The organism is Paenibacillus sp. FSL L8-0333 (assembly GCF_037965665.1).
In the GTDB taxonomy this organism is placed as follows: Bacteria; Bacillota; Bacilli; order Paenibacillales; family Paenibacillaceae; genus Paenibacillus_AQ; species Paenibacillus_AQ odorifer.
In genome coordinates this window covers 3,057,159-3,080,319 of record NZ_CP150186.1, presented here as the reverse complement: position 1 = coordinate 3,080,319, position 23,161 = coordinate 3,057,159, and the positions used below count along the sequence as shown (strand labels likewise).

Annotated in this window: 20 protein-coding genes; 3 read left to right on the top strand and 17 right to left on the bottom strand. The window is 46.8% G+C overall.

Translation table 11 applies throughout. The annotated features are described in order from the left end of the window. Window positions 1-12: 12 nt before the first annotated feature. Window positions 13-2,505, bottom strand: a complete 2,493-nt coding sequence (gene hrpB / locus NYE72_RS13710) for an ATP-dependent helicase HrpB (protein WP_339211931.1) — start codon at window positions 2,503-2,505, stop codon at window positions 13-15. Window positions 2,506-2,644: 139 nt separating this feature from the next. Here hrpB and NYE72_RS13705 point away from each other — a divergent pair, with 139 nt between their 5' ends. Continuing rightward, window positions 2,645-3,067 (top strand): GNAT family N-acetyltransferase, encoded by a 423-nt coding sequence (locus NYE72_RS13705; protein WP_036686651.1) that lies wholly within the window; start codon window positions 2,645-2,647, stop codon window positions 3,065-3,067. Window positions 3,068-3,204: 137 nt separating this feature from the next. Here NYE72_RS13705 and NYE72_RS13700 read toward each other — a convergent pair whose 3' ends face one another. Next, on the bottom strand, window positions 3,205-3,603 hold the full coding sequence (locus NYE72_RS13700; RefSeq protein ID WP_339211930.1) for a DnaJ family domain-containing protein: 399 nt from the start codon (window positions 3,601-3,603) through the stop codon (window positions 3,205-3,207). A gap of 1,550 nt (window positions 3,604-5,153) precedes the next feature. Here NYE72_RS13700 and NYE72_RS13695 point away from each other — a divergent pair. After that, window positions 5,154-5,630, top strand: coding sequence for an SRPBCC family protein (locus NYE72_RS13695; RefSeq protein ID WP_038570612.1), 477 nt, complete (start codon window positions 5,154-5,156; stop codon window positions 5,628-5,630). On the opposite strand, the gene NYE72_RS13690 is transcribed toward NYE72_RS13695, so the two are convergent. From NYE72_RS13690 to NYE72_RS13670, 5 genes are all read right to left on the bottom strand, one after another. After that, window positions 5,622-6,431, bottom strand: coding sequence for an SDR family NAD(P)-dependent oxidoreductase (locus NYE72_RS13690; RefSeq protein ID WP_036686506.1), 810 nt, complete (start codon window positions 6,429-6,431; stop codon window positions 5,622-5,624). The two genes, NYE72_RS13695 and NYE72_RS13690, sit on opposite strands and share 9 nt — an antisense overlap. Before the next feature lie 219 nt (window positions 6,432-6,650). Continuing rightward, window positions 6,651-7,091, bottom strand: coding sequence for a transglutaminase family protein (locus NYE72_RS13685; protein ID WP_339211928.1), 441 nt, complete (start codon window positions 7,089-7,091; stop codon window positions 6,651-6,653). Between the two features lie 24 nt (window positions 7,092-7,115). Further along, window positions 7,116-7,517, bottom strand: coding sequence for a transglutaminase N-terminal domain-containing protein (locus tag NYE72_RS13680; protein ID WP_339211926.1), 402 nt, complete (start codon window positions 7,515-7,517; stop codon window positions 7,116-7,118). Next, entirely contained in the window at window positions 7,514-8,467 is a 954-nt protein-coding gene (locus tag NYE72_RS13675; protein ID WP_036686637.1) for an alpha-E domain-containing protein, read from the bottom strand. The genes NYE72_RS13680 and NYE72_RS13675 overlap by 4 nt, the downstream gene beginning before the upstream one ends. Before the next feature lie 75 nt (window positions 8,468-8,542). After that, a complete protein-coding gene (locus NYE72_RS13670; protein WP_036686502.1) occupies window positions 8,543-10,006 on the bottom strand; it encodes a circularly permuted type 2 ATP-grasp protein in 1,464 nt (487 codons plus the stop codon). A gap of 408 nt (window positions 10,007-10,414) precedes the next feature. Here NYE72_RS13670 and NYE72_RS13665 point away from each other — a divergent pair, with 408 nt between their 5' ends. After that, window positions 10,415-11,239: a DUF1835 domain-containing protein gene (locus NYE72_RS13665; RefSeq protein WP_339212082.1), complete on the top strand. Its 825-nt coding sequence runs from the start codon at window positions 10,415-10,417 to the stop codon at window positions 11,237-11,239. Between the two features lie 125 nt (window positions 11,240-11,364). Here NYE72_RS13665 and ftsY read toward each other — a convergent pair whose 3' ends face one another. From ftsY to fapR, 10 genes are all read right to left on the bottom strand, one after another. Further along, window positions 11,365-12,372 (bottom strand): signal recognition particle-docking protein FtsY, encoded by a 1,008-nt coding sequence (ftsY, locus tag NYE72_RS13660; RefSeq protein ID WP_036686498.1) that lies wholly within the window; start codon window positions 12,370-12,372, stop codon window positions 11,365-11,367. A gap of 36 nt (window positions 12,373-12,408) precedes the next feature. Next, on the bottom strand, window positions 12,409-15,978 hold the full coding sequence (gene smc, locus NYE72_RS13655) for a chromosome segregation protein SMC (protein WP_036686496.1): 3,570 nt from the start codon (window positions 15,976-15,978) through the stop codon (window positions 12,409-12,411). Between the two features lie 275 nt (window positions 15,979-16,253). After that, complete coding sequence (gene rnc / locus NYE72_RS13650; RefSeq protein ID WP_038570606.1) at window positions 16,254-16,958, bottom strand: ribonuclease III; 705 nt, start codon at window positions 16,956-16,958, stop codon at window positions 16,254-16,256. Window positions 16,959-16,973: 15 nt separating this feature from the next. Continuing rightward, window positions 16,974-18,209, bottom strand: a complete 1,236-nt coding sequence (gene fabF, locus NYE72_RS13645) for a beta-ketoacyl-ACP synthase II (RefSeq protein WP_076101782.1) — start codon at window positions 18,207-18,209, stop codon at window positions 16,974-16,976. 218 nt (window positions 18,210-18,427) lie between these two features. Then, on the bottom strand, window positions 18,428-18,661 hold the full coding sequence (locus NYE72_RS13640; protein ID WP_036686493.1) for an acyl carrier protein: 234 nt from the start codon (window positions 18,659-18,661) through the stop codon (window positions 18,428-18,430). A 125-nt stretch (window positions 18,662-18,786) separates the two neighbouring features. Then, window positions 18,787-19,536, bottom strand: a complete 750-nt coding sequence (gene fabG, locus NYE72_RS13635; RefSeq protein ID WP_036686492.1) for a 3-oxoacyl-[acyl-carrier-protein] reductase — start codon at window positions 19,534-19,536, stop codon at window positions 18,787-18,789. A 54-nt stretch (window positions 19,537-19,590) separates the two neighbouring features. Beyond that, on the bottom strand, window positions 19,591-20,514 hold the full coding sequence (fabD, locus tag NYE72_RS13630; protein ID WP_036686490.1) for an ACP S-malonyltransferase: 924 nt from the start codon (window positions 20,512-20,514) through the stop codon (window positions 19,591-19,593). Between the two features lie 21 nt (window positions 20,515-20,535). Further along, window positions 20,536-21,525 carry a beta-ketoacyl-ACP synthase III gene (locus NYE72_RS13625; RefSeq protein ID WP_139329841.1) on the bottom strand — a complete coding sequence of 330 codons (990 nt, stop codon included), beginning with the start codon at window positions 21,523-21,525 and terminating at the stop codon, window positions 20,536-20,538. An 8-nt stretch (window positions 21,526-21,533) separates the two neighbouring features. Further along, window positions 21,534-22,523 carry a phosphate acyltransferase PlsX gene (gene plsX / locus NYE72_RS13620; RefSeq protein ID WP_038570599.1) on the bottom strand — a complete coding sequence of 330 codons (990 nt, stop codon included), beginning with the start codon at window positions 22,521-22,523 and terminating at the stop codon, window positions 21,534-21,536. Beyond that, window positions 22,507-23,103 (bottom strand): transcription factor FapR, encoded by a 597-nt coding sequence (gene fapR, locus NYE72_RS13615; protein ID WP_339211922.1) that lies wholly within the window; start codon window positions 23,101-23,103, stop codon window positions 22,507-22,509. Before fapR ends, plsX begins: the two co-directional genes overlap by 17 nt. Window positions 23,104-23,161 lie beyond the last annotated feature (58 nt).

The following is a 23,161-nucleotide window of genomic DNA, read 5'->3' as shown; positions in this document are numbered from 1 at the left end:
ATGTACCATAAATTATTTTACGGGACGTGTACGATTAGTCGGAATAGCCTGTAATGGGTCATCTGGCCAATAGTGCTTCGGGTACCGTCCTTTCAGATCTTTTTTGACCTCAAAATAGGTCCCCCGCCAAAAACTTGCTAGATCAGAGGTTACCTGCACAGGTCGTCTAGCTGGTGACAAAAGATGAAGCAATACCGGCACCTTTCCCCCTCCAATTCGAGGTGTGTCCAGCTGTCCAAACATCTCTTGCAATCTTACTGCCAATACCGGGGCAGCAGGATTAGTATAATCTACGGGCACACGCGAGCCACTAGGAACAGATATATGTGTAGGTGCTTCCTTTTCCAGCATCTGCCTCTGATTCCAGTCCAATATCCCCTCAAGCGCTCGCGCTAACGGTACACGCTGAAGGTCGCGGAGGTTCCTCATACCCTGAAGATATGGCAAAAGCCATTCATCCAAAGTAGCAATTAAAGCAACATCTGAGACATCCGGCCAATCTGAACGTAAGGTATGCATAAACATCAAACGTTCGCGAAGCTGTAAGGTTCCCTTCTCCCACGGTAGTATTTCAATGCCATCAGTAGCGATGACACTTAACAGTACATTTGCTGTTTCTTCCGCGGAGGGTCTTTCATGTGAAGTTTCTTTTAAGACCAACGCGCCGAGCATTGTGCGACGACGTTTTTTCACACTCCCACTTTCTTTATCCCAATACACATCCGCTTCCTCGGTGATGCGGTCTGCATGATAGGTAAGCAGTTGTCTTTCTTCTATCTCAGCTGCCAGCATAATTGCGCCCTGTGTAGCGCGATCATCGATCGAAGCAGCTACGATATAAGGTGACCGGGCCAGCGGTTGTCCTTCCCGCATGGCCGCCCCCCGACCGGAGGAGAGCAGAAACGCGCCATCGCCGCGTTTCTGCCCGATCCGGTCGGGATAGGCGAACGACAGAAGCAGCCCGCAGCGGCTGATGTCGTTCACGTTCTCGCCCGGCGCGGCTTGCAGCTGCGCCAGGAAAAGGCGGCTCTCGCGCTGCACAGCGCGCAGAGCCGCCGGGTCCGCTCCGCCGCTATCAGCGGAGCGCTCGAACCGGAGCAGCGCCTCAACGCGGAGCGTGAGGTCGCAATCTAGGGCCGCGGGACCCTTGAAAAGGTCCCGCTCTTGCAGCAGCGCCGCCAGCCGGCAGGCGAGCGGTGCTGCGCCAAGCTCTGCCGCGCGCAGCAGCATATGCGCGGCTCGCGGGTGCGCGCCAAGCGCGGCCATGCTGTGGCCGTGCGGCGTAATGGCGCCGCCGGCGTCCAGCGCGCCGAGCTGGCGCAGCAGCGCGGTGCCCTGCGCATAAGGCGCAGCGGGCGGCGCGTCAAGCCAAGATAGCGCGGCAGGATCGCGCACGCCCCACAGCGCCAGCTCCAAAGCAAGCTGCGCAAGGTCCGTCTGCATAATCTCCGGCACATTGTCATCCGGAAGTCGATTATGCTCCTCCTGACTCCACAGCCTGTAGCACACGCCTGGGGCTGTCCGTCCGGCACGTCCCCGCCGTTGATCCGCGGAGGCTTTTGATACCGGGACCGTCGTAAGACTCGGCATTCCTGTGCGTGGTGAGAATACCTGTGTACGGCGTTGCCCTGTATCAATCACCGTTCGCACGCCTTCAATCGTTAGACTTGTCTCAGCTATAGAAGTCGCAAGCACTACTTTTCGTTCACCTTGAACAGATGCAGCCACGGCTGCATCTTGGATATTTTGTGGCAGCTGACCATATAAAGGGCGAATAATTGCCGGAACTGGCAAGCTCCCATTTTCCAACTCACTTTGAGTTCTGCGTATTTCTCTTTCCCCCGGTAAAAAGACGAGAATATCTCCGGGTTGTTCAGCAAGCGCATGTCTCACAGCAGCTGCAGCAGTTTTTTCCAGTGGAAGATTCCCAGTAGTTGGCACATAGATTGTTTCTACAGGATAGGTTCTGCCCGGACAATTTACTACAGGCGCATCCCCTAGTAAAGCAGACACCCGCTCACTGTCCAAGGTAGCTGACATGATAAGAATCCTTAGATCCTCCCGCAACACAGCCTGTGCTTCCAGTGCAAGGGCAAGTCCCAAATCCGCATGAAGACTGCGCTCATGGAACTCATCAAAAATAACTAAACCCACATCACCCAAAGAAGGATCGCTTTGCAGCATTCTCGTTAATACTCCTTCAGTGACTACAACAATCCGCGTATTTTTGCCTACTTTAGTGTCATTCCGCATCCGATAACCTACCGTCTGTCCAACACTTTCTCCAAGGCAGGATGCCATGTAAGTGGCGGCAGATCTAGCAGCAAGCCTTCTAGGCTCTAACATTAAAATGCTTTTACCCGCCATCCAGGGTTCGTCCAAAAACGCCGGAGGCGTTCCAGTTGTTTTGCCTGCACCCGGTTCAGCGATAAGTACTGCTGCCTGCGCAGTGTTAAGTATGTTTTTCAGGTCAGGAAGCACCTGTATAATCGGAAGCTGTTTCATTCTATCTCTCCATCGTCTATAATCATATGTTATAATTTTCCTAGAAGTTATCTTAGATCATCTTCATCATGTGTGAAAAAACCTTAAAGATCAAGACTTACCATTCATACCCTCTATAATATTAATAAGGAGACTTACTATGATATTCGTAACAAAAGCTACAATTTCAGATCTACCCATGCTAACCAAAGTAGACAGCAAGATCATTGGCAATGAAAGCCGCAAATCGAAGATTGAAAAATATATCAATCATGAGCAGTGTTACGTAGCATCGCATAATGGAACGCTTGTAGGATTTGCTTGCTACGATACCACCTTTTTCGAATGTTGTTTTATTCAGCTGGTCATTGTGGATCCTGAGTTCAGACGCCTAGGCATAGCCAAAACACTCCTTAGCTACATCGAGGAACAATGCCCAACCCCCAAGCTTTTCACCTCTACCAATGAATCCAATACGATCATGCAGCAACTATGTCTTTCTCAAGGGTTTGTTAAAAGCGGAGTCATTGAGAATTTAGATGATGGCGACCCGGAATGGGTTTATTTCAAACAAATTAGATGAGCATACATGATTAGTTACACACAACAAGCAAAAAGGCAGCTCTTCTGTCTAAAACGACCAAGAGATGCCTTTTATTTTACACTATTTATTCTGATGTCCAAATGACCGTAGGTATTTAGGCAGTAACCTAACCAGCATTAATCCTCTTCCTTTATCATCTGTCCGTGTATTTGAGCACTGTATTGCATAAAAGCAGGGTTACTATCCAAGCCGCGTTCACGTAATAGCTCCTGTAGACGCAGTCTTTTCATAGACAGTTTTGACCGCAGAGCCTTGCCCTCACTGGTTTCTGCACCTCCGCTATTATGACACGCCGCTAGCAATCCTTCCAACGTAACACATTCAGCTCGCAGAGAGATTTCCTCAGGAACAAGTCCGGAGTTCTTCATGATTTTATAAGACATCCGTAATTCTTCTGGCACACCTGATAAATCCTCAAGCTCCAGCGGCTTGCCATGCCCAGGTAAATCTCGAAATTCCCCGTTACGCATAGACTCCTGAATCCGCTGCTCAGCTAACCAAGACATCATCCCCATATACGCAGCCTCCTTTACCAATGCCACACTATTATCAACCCTGCCTAATCAAAAGTATATTTTACGGAATTGCGTTAATTTTAGCATAAAAGACTTAGGATTTGCATCAAGCTACCGGGATGCTTTCTCAGATTTTGCCTATACGTTAACTATAGGTGTGGCGAGCTATTCACTCAAATGCTCCTTGCCCCTCGTCGCACAGTTGAGCAGCTCGGACTCTGTAACTATCGTATGCTAAGTATATTCTAAGTCCATAACCGTAACGTTAGAGCACACTCGCCTCAGGGAAACGTTCGGACTCAGATGACCTTATTTCACAAATTCAGTCCATTTCGCTGTACTATCGGACCTAGTTGCAGCTATTCGCTCATATGTGCCCTACTTTTAATCAAAATCACAGCGATAAGAGCTATGCAGTCCGATACTGCTAATAAACACACGAAATACACCAAATAGCTGCAATACAGTCCGATACATTAGCGCACACTCGCCACCGTAAAACGTTCGGACCCTGGAGCTCTTGTTCGTATACTACATCCTTTATTATACATTCATTACATCTTCGTCTCCATTGATCGTTCGGACCCAGAAGCCCTTATTTCGCAAATTCATGCCTTTTTGCTCTACTTTCGGACTCAGATGCAGCTATTCGCTCTAACACACCCTACTTTTGTTCAAAATCGCAACGATAAGAGCTATGCAGTCCGATACTGCTAATAAACACACGAAATACACCAAATAGCTGCAATACAGTCCCATTCATTTGCACACACTCGCCCCGTGAAACGTTCGGACTCAGATGACCTTATTTCGCAAATTCATGCCTTTTTGCTCTACTTTCGGACTCAGATGCAACTATTCGCTCAAACACACCTTACTTTTGTTCAAAGTTGCGACGATAAGAGCTATACAGTCCGATACTGCTAATAAACACACGAAAAACACCAAATAGCTGCAATACAGTCCGCAACGTCAGCGCAAACTCTCCTCTACAAATCGATCGGACTCAGCAGCTCTTGCTCGTATACTACATCCTTTACGCCTTCGTTACATCCTCGTCGCAGCGTTCGGACCCAGTAGCCCTTATTTCGCAAATTCATGCCTTTTTGCTCTACTTTCGGACTCAGATGCAGCTATTCGCTCTAACACACCCTACTTTTGTTCAAAGTCGCGGCGATAAGAGCTATACAGTCCGATACTGCTAATAAACACACGAAAAACACCAAATAGCTGCAATACGGTCCGCAACGCCGATGCATCCTCGCCACCGAAAATGCTACTGTTTACTTCCGCCCTTCAACACACACTTACCCCAGTCTTCACTCACTTTTCACCCTCATCACTCCCTTATCCCCGCCAACACTTGCTCCGCGCCGTACGTAAATCAGTTTCGTGACCGTATTTCTTCCACTATACTATCGCCCTCGATACCCTATAAGTTAGTCTTCAGCCGGATCGTGCAATTAACACAGGCGATTGCTATACTCTTTCTAATGAGCCTCAACTCAATAAAAAAAGGACTACCGCAGTAGTCCAAAGGAGAAATATAAATGTTAGCTAACATCCAAAAAGAAGATCAACATTATGTCGCTCGTTTCGAACGCCAGTTAAAGCATTCCGCAACTGAGATTTGGTCCTATTTGACCGAAAATGAGAAGCTTGCCTTATGGTTCTCTGAATTAAAAATCGAGGACCTGCGTGAAGGCGGACTTATAAAGTTTGATATGCAAAACGGAACGTTTTTGGATATGGAAATTACCGCGCTACAGCATCAATCTATTTTTGAGTTTACATGGGCTGAGGATCTTGTTCGTTTTGAGTTATACCCTAATTCAGAAGGCTGTTTACTCATCTTGAACGAAACACTACAAACGCTTACCCCGCATACACCACGTGATCTCGCTGGCTGGCATGTTTGTCTAGAAGTGATCCAGCATCTTTTGGAAGGCACGACGCTGGAGTCACGGAAAGACGAATGGAATAAATGGTACGAGCAATACCGGGAAGCGATCTCGAAATTAGGATAACAAGGACTCCGCGCCGTCAATCACGATTTGCGCACCTGTAATATGGATAGATTCATCCGAAGCCAGAAAAGCAACGAGATCAGCGACATTATCCGGCTTGCCCGGTCCATCTGCCAAGGGTTGCGCTCCATCAGGGAATTCAATCGGAATGACGATTGCTTCAACATCCTCGCTCATTTCAGTGGTTTCATCTATATTCGTAGCAATAGCCCCAGGGCAGATCACATTCACACGAATCTTAAACTTAGCAAGCTCGAGAGCTGCCATTTTGGCAAAAGCCACCTGTCCAGCTTTGGTAGTGCTATAAGTAGACCACCCAAAGCTGGCAAATCTAGTGTTCCCATTAATGGAACTAGTAATAATAATACTGCCCTTCCCTTTATCTTTCAGATGAGGAATAGTATATTTTAGAGTCAAAAAAGTCCCCGTCAAGTTCACCGACATCGTACGCTCCCAGTCGCTCAAGCTTAGTTCTTCTATCGGACCCACAGCGCCATTAATTCCCGCGTTAGCGAATACTACATCCACGCCTCCGAATTGTTCCACCGTACAACGTACGGCTTCCTCCATCTTTTTCTCATCCGAAGTATCTACCTCTATGGCCAGCGCGCAATCTTTTCGAAGCTTATTAAGCTTTTCTGCCAAGGAAGAGGTTCTTTCAAGATTTAAATCAAACAATGCTACATTTGCACCTTCCCGCGCCAGCTTAATAGCGGTAGCACGGCCAATTCCCGAGCCCGCTCCGGTTATAATCGCTGTTTTTCCAATAAATCTTTGTTTCTTAGATATGTTTGGGCTCATATGTAATCTCTCCTCTAATGTCTGTAAGATAAGTACTATGGATCAAGATTACCCAAATAAACCTGTAATGGAATCATCTCGTTCATAAATCTTCATAATTTAAGCACGCCGCACAAAAAAATCTCCCCATTCAATAAGATGAGCGGAGAGTTTGTTTCGAATATTTTGATTTTTTTGATTGATTCGATGTTCGATGTTCGATGTTTCGATTATTTCAATTCAATTGTCCAGCTTGCGTACGTCCACTTTTACAGTCAGTGTGCCTGCTCCGCCGCGATATACCCCTTTTACAGGTACTATATCTTTATAATCCCGTCCATGACCCAGCTTGATATAACGCCAGTTCACTTCAACATTATTCGTCGGATCAAAACCAAGCCAGCCCGTACCCGGAATATGGGTCTCCACCCAAGCATGTGAAGCCTGCTCGAAATTGGCATTGCTGCTCTGTAGATCACCGACAAAATGATATCCACTAACATATCTTGAAGGCAGACCCACACTGCGGCAGACAGCGATCATAAGATGAGCATAATCCTGACAGACACCCCGCTTGAGCTTCAGGGCTTTTTTTACCGTTGTATTTACGCTTGTTGCCTCAGGATCATAGGTGAACTGTTCATAAATCGTCGAAGATAACCTCAGAATCCATTGATACATATCTTCAGCTTCACTAAAAGGGTACTATGAGGCGAACTCTACCAATTCAGGAGTCACCTCGGTATAACGGGTCGGCAAAATAAACTCAATGTATCGGTTCTGAAACTTCTCATCATTTAGCAGTTTAACTTGCTCTTCAAGGCTGGTTCGCGGAAGATCGGTACCTTGAGATTTATCCAGTGTTACTACAGTAGCTTTCGTATGGATTACCATTTCCGTATGTGGCTTATTAACTGAATAGGCATGCACCCGATTACCAAAGAAATCCTCATACGTTAATAGATTAGCTGCCGGATATACTTCAACCTCGTGGTGATAACAGGATTGCCGATAGTTGGTGCGAGGGGTGAGTCTGATTTCATTGACACTGTCCGTAACCGGCTCTGGATAACTGTATGTGGTGGTGTGATTGATTTGAATCTTCATACAGATACTCCTTCTCGCCGAAAAAAGGCGCCCTCCATCGTTTTGCCCAGTCTCTGGCAAGATATTACGAGTGATTGCAGTACATCTTCCACCAGCTCACCGGACATTTCTTCTTTCTCCATATAATCCAGCTCTGCCTTCAGCTTTCCTGCTTGACGGATGACCTTCTCATGACCTGAGCCTTTTTCTGAGGAATCCAGTTCAAGCCTAGCTAAATGTTCTTCCAGCTGGTGAAAAGAAAAGCGGATCGAACGTGGGAATTTGGGATTCGCGATCAAAAAATCTAAAATGCTCTCCGGTGACATGGCATCTGCATAATAACGGCGAAACGCCTGATACCCACTTACGGATTTCAGCACAGCCTGTAACTGAATATAGATTGCATTAAGCTCTTTGAAACGGCAAGAGGCTATAACTGCCTGCAAAATACGCGTCGTATTCTCGGCCCGTTCCAAAAAACGGCCGCTCTCTATAAAGTGCCATTCATTCCCTCTAAGCATTACGGATTGTTCTGCTCCTAGAAACATAGCTGCACGTTCCTTCACCTGCTGGTAGAAATGATGTGGACCACTCATAATATCAGCAACTGACCGCTCACCAAGCCATAGATTAAAGCTGTTGACGACATCCCATAGCTCACTTGGAAGATGCTGGCGCAGTGTGCGAAGATTATTTCTGGCATGATGTACGCAAGAGAATAATGAATTCGAATTGCCTAAATCAAGTGTAATAAAGGATAACACGTCCTGTTCAGAAAAGGTTTCGAACTGCTGTAAATATTCACTTCGAACCCCTAATGCATCGATAAGCCTCGACCATTTATGTCCTTCTTCCTGAAAATCCTCTTCCTGCTGGATATGATAATGTACATTGATTAGCCGCGCATGATTCTCTGCCCTTTCAATATATCGGCCGATCCAGAATAAAGCCTCCGCATTTCGATTCAGCATCTTTAGCCACTCCTTTATCCTCCAAATTGATGCTGCATATTTTTGATTCACAATCAAGGCTTACAAGATAATAGATCACGCCATAACCCAAGTATCCTTTACGCCACCACCTTGCGAGGAATTCACAACCAATGAACCTTCTTTCATAGCCACTCGTGTTAATCCGCCAGGTATGACATGTGGCTTCCGGTCTGCGCCCATTAATACAAAAGCCCGAAGGTCGATATGCCGGGGTGCCATAGTGCCTCCCGACAATACGGGTGCTCTGGACAAGGACATAATTGGCTGTGCCACATAACGGTCCGGATCGGCAATAATTTTCATTCGGAACTCGGCTAATTCTTCTTTGGTTGCCTCGCTTCCGATCAACATCCCATATCCTCCGGATAATGAGGTTTCCTTAACAACCATTTCGGATAGGTTCTCAAGAACATACAGGCGTTCATCGGGTCTGGACAACAAATACGTCGGCACATTGCCAAGGATCGGCTCTTCATTCAGATAATAACGAATCATATCCGGTACATAGACATACATCGCTTTATCATCTGCAACACCGGTTCCCGGAGCATTAGCAATCGCTATGTTGCCTGCCCTATAAGCATTCATAAGTCCTGCTACACCCAGTAAAGAATCAGGTTGAAAGGCTAGCGGGTCAATGTAATCATCGTCCAACCGACGATACAGCACATCCACTCTACGTAGTCCGTTCATTTCTTTCAGATATATTTTGTGATCCTTTGTTACCAAATCTCGTCCTTCGACCAAATGTATACCCATCTGCTGTGCCAAAAAAGCATGTTCATAATATGCAGAATTGTATTCTCCAGGCGTTAGGAGTGCTATAACCGGATCTGACCTCCTTGATGGAGATAGACTACGAAGCACGGATAAGAAGCGATTTAAGCTATGATCTACATCTCGGATGGAGCTGGCAAAGGACAATTCAGGAAACAATTGATTCATAAGTGTTCTGCCTTTAAAAAGATAGGAAAAGCCGGAGGGTGTTCGCAGGTTGTCTTCAAGTACATAATAATGCCCATCGTGATGGCGGATCAGATCGATTCCTGAGGTGGTGATGTAAGCTCCACCGGGCACTCGCAGACCTGACATTTCTGGCCGGAAGTAACAGTTGGAAATAATCATACGCCTAGGGACGATGCCATCTTTAACAATGTATTGCTCATGGTAGATGTCATGAATGAACAAATTCAAAGCTGTGATACGCTGAATTATTCCAGCTTCTAGCCTCTCCCACTCATTCTTAGGGATTATACGTGGAATCATATCGAAGGGGATCGTTCGCTCCATAGGATGATCTTGAGCTGGATTGTAAAGCGTAAAGGTAATTCCTTCTTCCATCATCCTACGCTGCATTAAATTTTGCTTCCCTTGCAGCTCTTCGGAGCTCATTCCGGAAAACATGCGGTTCACATGTCTGTAGTGCGGCCGGACATTCCTCTTATCAGCATACATTTCATCGAAAAAATGCTGTAATGGATACGGAGACAGACCTGGCAGAGGATCTAATTTGGACATGAGCCCGACTCCTTTCGATAGATGTAATCTTTGTTAACAACTTATACTTTCATTTCAGAAAACATCCATGAAAATATTGGTTTATATTCTCATAATACGTAAATCTACTTGTTCATGTCAACATATATAACAGAGAAATGTGATTCCAGAGGTATTTGTATTTTTTGGAATCGCTTCCTTTCTCTCTTATATAGGTTGCCGGAGATGAAATGTACATTCATCATTGAATTGTATGCAGGAAGTGTGACAAGCATTACTATTATGAATTTTTCATATAATGTATTTTTTATATAGTTGCCTGAGGATGTGGATTCATTGAGTATGGTATAATTTGTTGCGATGGGAGAGTGACCTATGGAGCACAAATATACTATGTGATTTGAGCAGGAAGAGCTTAGGCGGAATCACATTTATCTGTTATTTGGTCTATCGGAAGCGGGGTCAATGAAGGTAGCCCTTAGTCATTTGGGTTATCGCCATTTAATACGAGTACTTTCATTTAATGAGACATTCTCTGCTGGACCGTTGCGTGAATTACATAATAATGAAGGATATCATACCCGTGAGTTATGGTTTCAGGAACGATTTCCGGATCATGGTTATCATCTCAATCCCCAGCACAAACTGGAAGCCGTGATACAGACCTTAAAAGAAATTCCCGAGGACAAAAAAATCACTATTTGGTGCGGAGACAACTCCCATGATCAGACAGGTTTACGATTTGCGCTTTCTATTCTTAATGAGAGGACGCAACCTATTCATGTTATTGATCCCGTCAAGGCTTATAGGGAGGTTGCCGCTCCATTTGAAATCGGCTTATATCCCAGAGCACTTAGTCAGCTCCCAAACGAAGCTGTGCAAAAAATTATAAAAATTACCGAAAACACACCCCCTATTACCTCCGCTCAAAGAAAACAGTATGAACTAGAGTGGCAAAAAATAAGCAACACCGAGGATATGCTTAGAGTTTGGGTTGATGGCCAGCTTATGAATGTTCCCGAGAGTTACTATGACGAAGAAATTCTTTCTTTAATTCTGCAACTTCAACAGTGTGAGGAAAGAGAAGGCTACGTAAATGCAGGTCTGATTGTAGGCACAATTATAGGGCAATGGAATTTGTATCTCAGTACCTCATTCATAGAATATCGCTTCTGGAGGCTAATTAGTGAGGGAAAGCTGTTATTTAAAGGGATCCCTTACGCGATGCATTTATACTTTCTAAGAGTCGCTTAGCAGTTGCTACAAAATGACGGACAAACCCTTTATAAAAAAGAAAAGGAATGCCCTCCTAAACTAAATATAGCTTCGAGGACATTCCTTGTAAATATGACTTCTTTATGATTATATTGTGCCGTTGATTACACTTGCTCTTCCGATTCTTCTGACTCTTCTTCCTCGGCAATTAATCCGGCAAAAAGAGCATGTACGAACTGCTGCGAATCAAATGGCTGCAAGTCTTCCATTTTTTCTCCAAGACCTACAAACTTCACCGGTAAATTCATTTCCTGACGAATCGCTACAACGATTCCGCCTTTAGCCGTACCGTCCAGCTTCGTCAAAACCAAGCCGGTGACGCCACTCTTTTCACCAAATAACTTGGCTTGTGTAAGTGCATTTTGACCCGTCGTAGCATCTAACACCATCAGTACCTCATGTGGAGCACTTGGAATTTCTCTTTGAATGACGCGGAAGATTTTGTTGAGCTCTTCCATCAGATTGCTTTTATTCTGAAGTCTGCCAGCAGTATCGCAGATTAAGATATCCACGTTGCGCTGCTTAGCCGCTTGAACCGCATCGTACATTACAGCCGCCGGGTCAGAGCCTGCTTGTTGTTTAATGACATCTACGCCTGCGCGTTGGCCCCAAACCTCAAGCTGCTCAATCGCTCCGGCACGGAACGTATCCCCTGCAGCCAAAAGAACTTTTTTACCTTCTTGTTTGTAACGATGAGCCAGCTTGCCGATGGTAGTCGTCTTGCCCACGCCATTAACCCCAACGAACAAAATAACTGTAATTCCATTCGGATTTTCCTTCAGGCTGTTATCATCATCTCCGCGCAGCAGCTCCATAAGCTTACGGGACAAAATCGGCTTCAGCTCGGCAGCATCTTCAATCCGATTTTGCTTCACTTCGGCACGCAAATCCTCGACAAGGGTCATAACAGTGTTTACACCCACGTCTGCACCAATTAAAATCTCTTCCAGCTCTTCGTAGAACTCTTCATCTATCTTTTTGCGGCGGATGATAAGGTCGGAGACCTTCTCTACAAAACCTTTACGGGTTTTCTCTAATCCGTCGCGGAATTGTTTCGTTACACTTTCCGTTTTGCCGGAAATGCTTTCTTTTAATTTTCTAAAAAAGCTCATTTGGTTCCTCCTAAAAGTTTCTCTTCTTTGATGAATTTAAGCAATCTCAGCTTCTTCATCCTCTAAACGTACTGAGACGAGCTTGGAGACGCCGCCCTCTTCCATCGTTACTCCGTATAACACGTCCGCCTCCTCCATCGTTCCTTTTCGGTGGGTAACGACGATGAACTGAGTTTGTTCAGAGAACTCGCGTAAGTACTGTGCAAAACGAACAACGTTTGCTTCGTCGAGTGCAGCCTCAACCTCATCCAATACGCAGAACGGAACTGGCTTCACTTGCAGGATAGCAAACAATAACGCCATCGCAGTTAGAGCGCGTTCGCCGCCGGATAAGAGCTGCAGATTTTGCAATTTTTTACCCGGTGGTTGGGCTACGATATCTATACCTGTTTCCAGCATATGTTCCGGATCCAGCAGCATAAGATCAGCTCGCCCGCCTCCGAACAGCTTTGAGAACACGGTCCCGAACTGTTTACGGATCGCATCAAAGGTCTGTTTGAAACGCTTGGACATTTCATCTTCCATCTCACGGATTACCTGATACAGAGTAGTCTTAGCTTCGACTAGATCATCTTTTTGTCCACTGAGGAACGTATACCGTTCATGGACCCGCTGATATTCTTCGATCGCCCCTAAGTTAACCTCACCTAGCGCAGAAATACTGCGTTTCAAACGTTGTACATCGGCTTGTGCGGCAGGTACATCTTCAGGCACCGGATATCTCTGTTTCGCTAATTCATAACTTAGCTCGTAGTCATCACTCAGCTTGCGGAGAATATTATCCAGCTCCACATCGAGTCGACCAACAGAAACTTCAGTGGCACGCAGCTTGTCCTCCACTACTTTAAGGGCCTGACGTTGGTCTTTAGTCTTGCCTTCCTCAAGTTCCAGCTTACGGGTTAACGCTGTACGCTCAGCCCGGGCAAAATCCAAAGTTCCTGTCGTCTCTTCCTTCTTCAACCGGTAACTGTTCAAATCTTCCTTCTGCTTCACAGCTTCCAAAGCATTGTTAGCCAGATCTTGTTCTATCGTATGTAACAGATTTCGATTCTGGCGCAGCTCCTTGTCCTGTGAACCCACATCTTGTCTAAGGCGACGTAACTGCTCCTCCAAGGAGAATATCTCCTGATCAAGCTTGCCTTCCGAGACTTTCATACTGGTCAACTTGCCTTGCAGCTCTTCCTTAGCTGATTCATTCGCTTTACGCGCAGATTCAGCGTTACGGATACCCTCATGGGCTTCCTTTTCTTCCTTTTCAAGGCGTTCAAGCTCAGCAGTGGCTTGTTTCCGCGTCTCTTCAAGCGCACGTACTTCACTCTCAAAGCCGCTGCGTTCCGCACCTGTGCTCTCCACTTGCTCCTGCACATGCCGAAGCTCATGCTCGAGCTGCTTCAAATCACCGGAGACTCTTTGCTCTTCCAGTCTTTTCTCGTCACCATCACGGCGCAGGTCCTCCAGCTTCACGCTAGCGTTCTCCTGCTCCTCACGAAGTCTGGCAATGCCTTGCTTCAGCTTCACTATTTGACGTTCGCTTTCTTCAATTTCACTGCTTAATTGATCCAGCTGACGTTTGCGGCTAAGCAAGCTATTGTTCTTCTTATGCTGGCTACCCCCGGTCATCGAACCGCCGGCATTAACTACATCGCCTTCCAGTGTAACTACCCGATAACGATATTGGCATCTAGCGGCAATGCGGTTCGCTTGCTCCAAGCTCTCCGCAATAACCACATTGCCGAGCAAACTGCCGATAATGCTAGTATATTTATCATCGTAACCAACGAGTTCGGAACCAATTCCAACAAATCCGTCAGCATCACCCACCATACCACGGTCACTGCCAGAAATCTGGCGCGGCCGGATAACATCTAGCGGAAGAAAGGTAGCTCGTCCCAGCTGACGCTGCTTTAGAAATGATATCGCTTGGCGGGACACAGTCTCATTATCCATGACCACATGCTGAAGTGATGCACCTAGAGCAGTCTCAATCGCCATTTCCAGCTTCTCCGGAACGGAGATCAGCTCTGCAACCGCACCATGCACTCCGTTGAGCTGTCCTTTGCGGGCGCCCTTGAGCACTTCTTTAACCCCAAGCATGAAGCCATCGAAATCATCCTGCATCTCTTTCATGGTCTCATGACGAGAGACTTGCGCTTCCCGCTTCTGTTCCCACTTCCGAAGACCGGACTGTGTTTCTTCAATCAGCTTCTGACGTTTACTGAGCTGTTCACTTTCAGTGATGTAAGCCCCGCGAAGATTGCTAAGTTCCTTCCCTAGCTGGGCAATCTTGTCCTTCAGCCCTTTCTGGTTGGCAGACAACTCTTCATGCCGGGCTGTCCATTTGCCGCTTTCTTCTTCACTGCGGCTCATACGACGTTCCAGATTCTCCTTCTGTTGATCCGCGTAACGAATTTCGTTACGTGCATTCGCCATAAGGTTCATTAACTCCAAAAGAGCACTTTTGAGCTTTTCTTCCTGGCTCTGGCTAATCCCGTCTGCCACACCTTCAAGCCTTGTCTCTTCATCTTCGATCTGTTTCCGAAGATCCACAAGCTTAAGCCGCGATTGTTCAAGCTTAAGCTCCAGATCCACGACTTCACGCTGACGATCTGCAGAACGCTCGCCAACCGAACCTAACGTGAGCATTAACTGCTCACGATTGCTTTCCAGATTTCGCTTGCGTTCCCTCAGCACTTCACCGTAACCTTCGCTCTTCTCAAATGCTTCGCTATAACGCAGCAATTGCTCTTGCTGCTTCTCGATCTGTGCTTCGAGTGTGCGCAGTTCAGAGCGTCCGCTCTCCAGCTTGGCATCATGCGCCGAAACAACGGTAGACAGCTCCAGCTGCTCGTCCTTCAACGTTTCAAGCTTTGCGTTACCTTCCTGCCAAGCGGTATGAATGCCTTCAATCTGGTGTACGTATACTGAAATTTCCTGATGTTTTAATTGTTCGCGAAGTTCCTTAAAGCGGATAGCTTTCTCGGACTGATCCTTAAGTGGCCCAATCTGATCCTCAAGCTCACTGATCAAATCATGAATACGAAGCAGGTTCTGCTCTGTATCATCCAGCTTTCGACTTGCGTCTTTCTTGCGCGATTTATATTTTACAATACCTGATGCTTCTTCAAAGATGCCTCGCCGATCTTCGGAACGAGTACTTAGAATTTCTTCAATCCTACCCTGCCCGATAATCGAATAGGCTTCACGTCCGATACCGGTATCCATAAACAGCTCTGTGATATCCTTCAAACGGCAGGATTGCTTATTAATTAAATATTCACTATCTCCACTGCGATGAACTCTCCGAGTCACTGTAACTTCGCTAAAATCCAGCGGAAGTGTGTGATCTTCATTATCAAGCGTAAGTGATACTTCGCCATAATTCACGGCTTTACGCGCATCACTTCCAGCAAAAATGATATCCTCCATCTTGCCGCCACGCAGTGATTTAGCACTCTGTTCGCCGAGTACCCAGCGTATGCCGTCAGAAATATTGCTTTTGCCGCTTCCGTTCGGGCCAACTACAGCCGTTATACCGCGCACAAATTCCATTTCTGTTTTGTCGGCAAATGATTTAAAACCAGCTAATTCTATCCGTTTCAAAAACATACTTGCCAATCACCTCTGACCCATTATACCATAGCGTTTGTACCCTAAAAAACCATTAAGATGCAGCTTATTCTATCCTTCAAGCATAAACGCCTTCCGCTTACCTTCCCTATAAGGACAGCAAGTGTCTAAGCGAGAAATAGAAGGCTACTTTATAACGTGGAACATATAAGTTCTTATATTGTCGAAAAAGAGCAGCAACGGTCTGAGCTCCGCCTAAACGCCGGTATTCAGACCTTTGCTGCTCTCCTCCGCTTGTCCCCTTGATGCAAAACTCAGGCACCGTCCTCTTTCAGATGCAAGAGTGCAGCTGCCGCTGCCTGCTGCTCTGCTTCCTTCTTGGACCGGCCGCTTCCTTTACCAAGTGAACGGTTAGCCATATACACCTCTGAGACGAATTCACGCTCATGTGCGGGTCCCCGTTCTTCTATAATTCGATATTCCAATGTACCCATATTGTGCTGCTGAATTAGCTCTTGCAGTTCCGTCTTATAATCGGTCATCTGCATTTGCAATTTCCCATCCGTCTCCACCAGAGGAAATACGTGATTATCAAGAAAACTTCGCACCGTTTCCAGTCCTTGGTCGAGATAAAGCGCTCCCACGAAGGATTCGAATACATCAGCCAGCAGGGCCGGGCGAGTACGTCCGCCCGTAAGTTCTTCCCCTTTGCCCAACAGTACATAACGGCCAAAACCTAAACTCTCCGCAAATTTGACCAGTGAAGGCTCGCATACAATAGCGGCCCGCAGCTTGGTCAACTCTCCCTCAGGTCGGTCTGGCAATAGATTGTACAAATATTCAGAAACCGTTAACTCCAGAACTGCATCCCCAAGAAATTCGAGACGCTCATTGTCCTGATGCTGATTGAAACGGTGTTCATTCACATAGGATGCATGGGTAAAGGCCTGCTTCAGAAGCACAGAATCGTGAAATTGGATTTGAAGTTGCTGTTGTAACTGCTTCAGTTCTCCTTTCACCGCACTGTCCCCTTACTAATTATATTTTTTTAGAATAACTGTTGCGTTATGTCCCCCGAAGCCGAACGAATTCGACATTACAATATCAAGATCAGCTTTACGTGGCACATTTGGTACATAATCCAGATCACATTCCGGGTCTTGGTTGTCCAAATTAATCGTTGGCGCAATCATCCCTTTTTGCAAGGAAAGGCCACAAATAATAGCTTCTACTCCACCAGCCGCACCCAGAAGGTGACCTGTCATGGATTTCGTTGAACTGATTGCCACTTTATATGCATGATCACCCAATGCTTTTTTAACAGCAGCAGTTTCTGATCTATCTCCTACAGGCGTTGAAGTACCATGAGCATTGATATAATCAATATCTTCAGGAGAGATACCAGCATCCCGGATTGCCATCTTCATGCAGCGAGCTGCACCATCTGGATCAGGCTCAGTCATATGATGAGCATCTGCGCTTAGACCATAACCGATAACCTCAGCATAGATCTTCGCTCCGCGTTTCTCAGCATGTTCGAGTGATTCCAGAATAAGAATCCCGGCGCCTTCACCCATAACAAAACCATCGCGATCCACATCAAACGGACGACTTGCCTTCTCAGGCTCATCATTGCGAGTGGACATTGCTCTCATTGCACAAAAACCAGCCATACCTGTTGGACGAATGGTCGCTTCGGAACCACCGCAGATCATTGCATCTGCGTCTCCACGTTGAATCAAGCGGAAGGATTCCCCAATGGAGTGACTTCCTGTAGCACAAGCAGTTACTGTCGTCGTATTAGGACCCTTTGCACCAAGGTTAATGGACAACTGTCCAGAACCCATGTTAGCGATCATCATCGGAATGAAGAACGGACTAACCCGCTTCGGTCCTTTTTCAAGCAACAAGTTATGATTGTCTTCCCAAGTTCCAAGACCACCAATACCTGATCCTACAGATACACCTATTCTTTCGGCATCAATATCTTCACCGATCTTAAGTCCGCTATCTCGCAACGCGTCCTCACCGGCAGCCACTGCAAATTGTACAAAACGGTCCATTTTGCGGGCTTCCTTACGACCAAAAAGTGCCTCTGGATCAAAATCTTTAACAGAGGATGCTATTTGCGTAGTATACTCACTGACATCAAAGGTCTCAACCTGTGATACACCGGATTTGCCGCTCATAAGATTATCCCAGAACGTCTCCAAATCTTTGCCCAATGATGTAACTACGCCCATCCCGGTAACAACCACTCTATGACTCAAACACAATCACCCCATCTATAGGTTGTATACATTATATTCAGAACTTATATACTTTCTGTTGCTACTATATGAACAGCGATAACCGCATCAATAACCATCCTGCGGTTCTGTTATATCCCTTATATAGTTGCTCAAGGCAACCTTTGATTCCTCTTTAATGCTCTATAAATGAGGAGAAGTCCCGCCCTAGCAGGAACGGGACTCTCAATCATATGACTCTAGGTATGAGATTGTATGTACTTCACAACTTCACCCACGGTCGTAATCGTCTCTGCATCTTCATCAGAGATTTCCATATCGAATTCATCTTCCAATTCCATAACCAATTCTACTACATCAAGAGAATCAGCACCTAAATCATCTTTGAAAGACGCTTCTAATGTTACCTCAGCTTCATCGGCACCTAAGCGGTCGATGACAATGCGTTTTACACGCTCTAATACATCGGACATCCGGTTCACCTCCTCTTTTGGTATTATACGAGATATGAGTTCAAAATACCATAGAGCGTCAAAAACGCTTTCTTTATCCCTCACATTTCAGCATTAAAACAGTGTAATTTCTCCTTGACGGAGAGTTACATATACATCCCGCCATCCACGTGTAGTGTCTGGCCGGTCATATACGCAGCGCCTTCAGAGGCCAGGAAGACTACAGCCATAGCAATCTCTTCAGGGCGCCCCAGACGAGCAAGTGGAATGCCCTTCTCAAGCTCACTGCGCACTTCCTCAGAGAGCTCACGCGTCATATCTGTATCAATGAAGCCAGGAGCGATACAGTTCACCGTGATCCCCCGTGAGGAAAGCTCACGAGCCGATGCCTTCGTTAAACCGATGACACCTGCCTTAGCTGCGGAGTAATTAGCTTGTCCAGGATTTCCTGTTACACCTACTACGGAAGAAATATTGATAATTCGCCCGTAGCGTTGCTTCATCATAGGGCGTGTAGCTGCCTTTAGGCAGTTAAACACCCCTTTTAGGTTCGTTTCGATCACTTGATCGAACTCTTCTTCTTTCATGCGCATAATCAGGTTGTCTCTGGTAATGCCGGCATTATTGACAACAATGTCAATACGTCCCCAGGTATTCAGAACCTCTTTGACAAGGTTCTCGGCCTGTTCACTATTGCCGACATCGCCACGAAGGGCAATACCCTCCGAGCCAAGCTCGACAATCCGAGCTACGGTCTCTTGTGCGGCTGCTTCACTGCCCGCATAGTTCACGGCCACCTTCACGCCATGTTCCGCGAGAGCAAGTGCAATACTGCGGCCGATGCCGCGAGAGCCACCAGTTACAAGGGCCGTTTGACCCCGCAATGCTGAGAACATCATTTATTCCCCCTTCGATCATATTGCTATTGATAAACAATGTTTGAACGTATCTTACAAGACAGCTTGCACACTTTCTAGCGTGTTAATGTTGATTACTTTGACCGTTTTGTCTATTTTGCGGATCAGACCTGCCAGAACACTGCCAGAACCAATTTCCACAAAAGTATCCACACCATCAGCAATCAGCCATTCAATACTGTCTTGCCAGAGCACAGGGGAGTACACCTGGCGGACAAGCAGTTCACGGATTTCTTCAGGATCCGTTACAGGTGCTGCGGTAACATTGACAATAACAGGTACAGCCGGAGCATTAAAAGTAACACTCTTCAGCTCGTCTGCCAAGCGGTCTGCCGCAGCCTTCATCATCGAAGAGTGAAAAGGTCCACTTACTTCCAGCGGAATAGCCCGCTTTCCGCCTGCTTCCTTAACACGCTGCACAACACCGTTAACCCCGGCTTGTGAACCAGAAACAACAATCTGTCCCGGGCAGTTCACATTCGCCAGTTCTACCACGCCGCTCTCCTCGGATACGCTCCGGCATAATTCTGCCAGAGCATCCCGCTCCGCACCAAGCACTGCAGCCATAGCTCCCTGTCCACCTGGAACAGCTTCCTCCATAAAACGACCGCGTAAACGCACAAGTCTTACAGCATCTTCATAGGACAATACGCCTGCCGCAACCAGTGCGCTGTATTCTCCTAGGCTATGACCAGCTACATAATCCGGCTTCATCCCTTGATCACGTAATGCTTCCAGATAAGCTACACTTGCTGTTAGCAGAGCTGGTTGCGTATTTACGGTCTGTTTCAAATCACTGTCAGGTCCTTCAAAAATCAGCTGGCTCAGTGAAAATCCGAGCACCTCATCACCTTTTTCGAATACCGCGCGGCTGTGCGGAAGAGCTTCATATACATCTCTACCCATTCCAACTGCCTGTGCACCCTGACCGGGAAAGACAAATGCGATTTTACTCATAAGTAAGAACTCCTTCCTCTATTACCAGATCAATACGGACGCGCCCCAAGTCAAGCCACCGCCGAATCCAACCATCAGAACCGTGTCGCCTTCCTTCATGCGTCCTTCTTCCGCCGCTTCCACTAGAGCTAGAGGAATAGAAGCTGCTGATGTATTAGCATATTTATCAACATTGATTACACATTTCTCCGGTGGCAGGTCAAGCCGCTGCATAGCGGATTGAATGATACGAATATTCGCTTGATGCGGCACGAACAAATCAATATCTTCTTTACCTAATCCTGCTTTGGTAAGCACACGTTCTGTAGCTGAGCCCATAACACGAACGGCAAACTTAAACACTTCACGGCCATTCATATAGATGAAATGTTTCTTGTCTTCAACCGTCTGCTGAGATGCAGGCAAGCGCGAGCCCCCAGCTTCCAGCTTAAGCAAGTTTCCTCCAGAACCTTCAGCACCCAGATCGAAGGATTGGAAACCGCGTCCCTCTGGAACCTCACCGATGATTACTGCTCCTGCACCATCGCCAAACAGTACACAGGTGTTACGATCCGTATAATCAGTGATGCGGGATAAAGTGTCCGCACCAATTATGAGTGCATTATTGTACATTCCGTTCTGAATAAAGCCAACCGCAGTAGCTAGGCTGTATACAAAACCAGAGCAGGCTGCTGACAAGTCAAATGCCGCAGCACCTTTAGCTCCAAGTTTATCCTGCAAAATGCAGGCTGTGGAAGGAAAGGAGCTATCAGGGGTTACCGTTGCAATAATAATAAGATCCAGATCTTCAGCTTTCATGCCTGCAGAATCCAAAGCTTTAAGTGCAGCTTCATAGGCTAAATCAGAAGTTGCCTCATGTGGTGCAGCGATATGTCTTTCACGGATCCCTGTCCGACTGACGATCCATTCATCGTTAGTCTCCACTATTTTTTCTAGATCACTGTTTGTTAAAATTTTCTCAGGTACATATTTACCCGTACCGATAATCCCAACCGGCCGCAACTGTTTCATTTCGTCACTCACTTCCCGCTAATTTCCTTGGATATACTTGGCACAAGATCGGCTTGCAGAGCAATCCGCGCTTGTCTTACCGCATTTTTAACCGCATTTCCGTCTGAAGATCCGTGCCCCTTAACTACCAATCCGCTAAGACCAAGCAGCGGTGCACCACCATGCTCTTTGTAATCCATCTTGCCCTTCAGGGCTCTAAGCTCCGGCATCAGCATAGCCGCTCCAAGCTTAGTTTTCAGAGAACGACTGAATTGCTCCTTCAGCAAAGAGAACAATGCACCTGCTGTACCCTCAAGCGACTTCAATAGGATATTACCAGCAAATCCATCGCAGACAAGCACATCGCAGTTTCCTGTCAGTACGTCGCGTGCCTCAACATTACCGATAAAATGAATGCCTGGCAAGTTCTCCAGCAGTGGATAGGCTTCTTTGGTCAGCTCGTTGCCTTTCCCAGGCTCCGTTCCTACATTTAGAAGTCCAACCCGCGGCTTAGCAATACCGTGCACTTTATTCCGATAAATGCTGCCCATCAGCGCATATTGCACCAGATGTTCAGGTTTCGCATCCATGTTAGCACCAAGGTCAAGCGCAAGCACGCCAACATCATCAAGTGTCGGAATCATAGGTGCCAGCGCAGGACGTTCAATCCCCTGCATACGGCCCACTACGAGTAACCCTGTAGTCATAAGCGCCCCTGTGTTACCTGACGAAATCATAGCATCTGCTTCGCCCTCACGCACCATACGTCCAGCTACAACCATGGATGAATCTTTTTTGCGGCGAACCGCCTTAACCGGCTCTTCATCAGAACCAATAACATCTCCTGCATGCCGCACACTCAGGTTGGACGGCTTGTCCTTCAGCAGCGGCTCTAGTCTGGCTTCGTCACCTACGAGCACAATCTGCGTATCTTTCCATTCCGCGGCCGCGGACAACGCCCCCTCGACATTACATTCAGGAGCGTTGTCCCCGCCCATGGCATCAATGGCGATCAGCACTACGGTTCCCCCCTTCACTATACTCTTCATTAGCGGAACGATACACTATAAAGTGGCCTTGAAATACCAATTCTTCTCCGACATAGGTGAATACGTCCACCTCTGCTTTGCCACCTCTGCCTGCAAGTGACCGGACTTGAGCTTTAGCAATGCACTTCTCACCAAGCAGAACCATACGAACAAAGCGTATGTCGGCTGAAGCAGTCAAGGCAATTTCATCGTTAATCACAGCAACCGCAAGCGAGTTGGCTTGAGCAAACACGTAGTGGCCACGGGCGATCCCATTTCTGGAAAAGACATGATCCTCACGAATTTCAAAGATCGAAATCCCGCTCTTATCGAGCTGTAAATCCACAATTTCTCCGATCACTTCATCCGCAGGCAAAGAGCGCACCTGATCATAGGAATGCTCTGCCATTTGTTTCATTCTTTCACGCAGTTCTGGTATTCCCAGCTCCATCCGGTCTAACCGAATCGTCTGAATGCTCACCTTCAGCTGACGAGTCAACTCCCGATCAGTCACAAAAGGATTGCCTGCAATTATATGTAGCAGCTGTTGCTGACGTTCTTTCTTGGACATCCGCTCGATAGCGGCTCACCTCCTGGCACATGCCAAGCGTAAACGCCTTCGGCGTCCT

Excerpts from the sequence above, each read along its gene's own strand:
- hrpB (WP_339211931.1), bottom strand. The coding sequence starts at position 2,505 with ATGAAACAGCTTCCGATTATACAGGTGCTTCCTGACCTGAAAAACATA.
- NYE72_RS13705 (WP_036686651.1), top strand. The coding sequence starts at position 2,645 with ATGATATTCGTAACAAAAGCTACAATTTCAGATCTACCCATGCTAACC.
- NYE72_RS13700 (WP_339211930.1), bottom strand. The coding sequence starts at position 3,603 with ATGGGGATGATGTCTTGGTTAGCTGAGCAGCGGATTCAGGAGTCTATG.
- NYE72_RS13695 (WP_038570612.1), top strand. The coding sequence starts at position 5,154 with ATGTTAGCTAACATCCAAAAAGAAGATCAACATTATGTCGCTCGTTTC.
- NYE72_RS13690 (WP_036686506.1), bottom strand. The coding sequence starts at position 6,431 with ATGAGCCCAAACATATCTAAGAAACAAAGATTTATTGGAAAAACAGCG.
- NYE72_RS13685 (WP_339211928.1), bottom strand. The coding sequence starts at position 7,091 with ATGTATCAATGGATTCTGAGGTTATCTTCGACGATTTATGAACAGTTC.
- NYE72_RS13680 (WP_339211926.1), bottom strand. The coding sequence starts at position 7,517 with ATGAAGATTCAAATCAATCACACCACCACATACAGTTATCCAGAGCCG.
- NYE72_RS13675 (WP_036686637.1), bottom strand. The coding sequence starts at position 8,467 with ATGCTGAATCGAAATGCGGAGGCTTTATTCTGGATCGGCCGATATATT.
- NYE72_RS13670 (WP_036686502.1), bottom strand. The coding sequence starts at position 10,006 with ATGTCCAAATTAGATCCTCTGCCAGGTCTGTCTCCGTATCCATTACAG.
- ftsY (WP_036686498.1), bottom strand. The coding sequence starts at position 12,372 with ATGAGCTTTTTTAGAAAATTAAAAGAAAGCATTTCCGGCAAAACGGAA.
- smc (WP_036686496.1), bottom strand. The coding sequence starts at position 15,978 with ATGTTTTTGAAACGGATAGAATTAGCTGGTTTTAAATCATTTGCCGAC.
- NYE72_RS13640 (WP_036686493.1), bottom strand. The coding sequence starts at position 18,661 with ATGTCCGATGTATTAGAGCGTGTAAAACGCATTGTCATCGACCGCTTA.
- fabG (WP_036686492.1), bottom strand. The coding sequence starts at position 19,536 with ATGTTCTCAGCATTGCGGGGTCAAACGGCCCTTGTAACTGGTGGCTCT.
- fabD (WP_036686490.1), bottom strand. The coding sequence starts at position 20,514 with ATGAGTAAAATCGCATTTGTCTTTCCCGGTCAGGGTGCACAGGCAGTT.
- NYE72_RS13625 (WP_139329841.1), bottom strand. The coding sequence starts at position 21,525 with ATGAAACAGTTGCGGCCGGTTGGGATTATCGGTACGGGTAAATATGTA.
- fapR (WP_339211922.1), bottom strand. The coding sequence starts at position 23,103 with ATGTCCAAGAAAGAACGTCAGCAACAGCTGCTACATATAATTGCAGGC.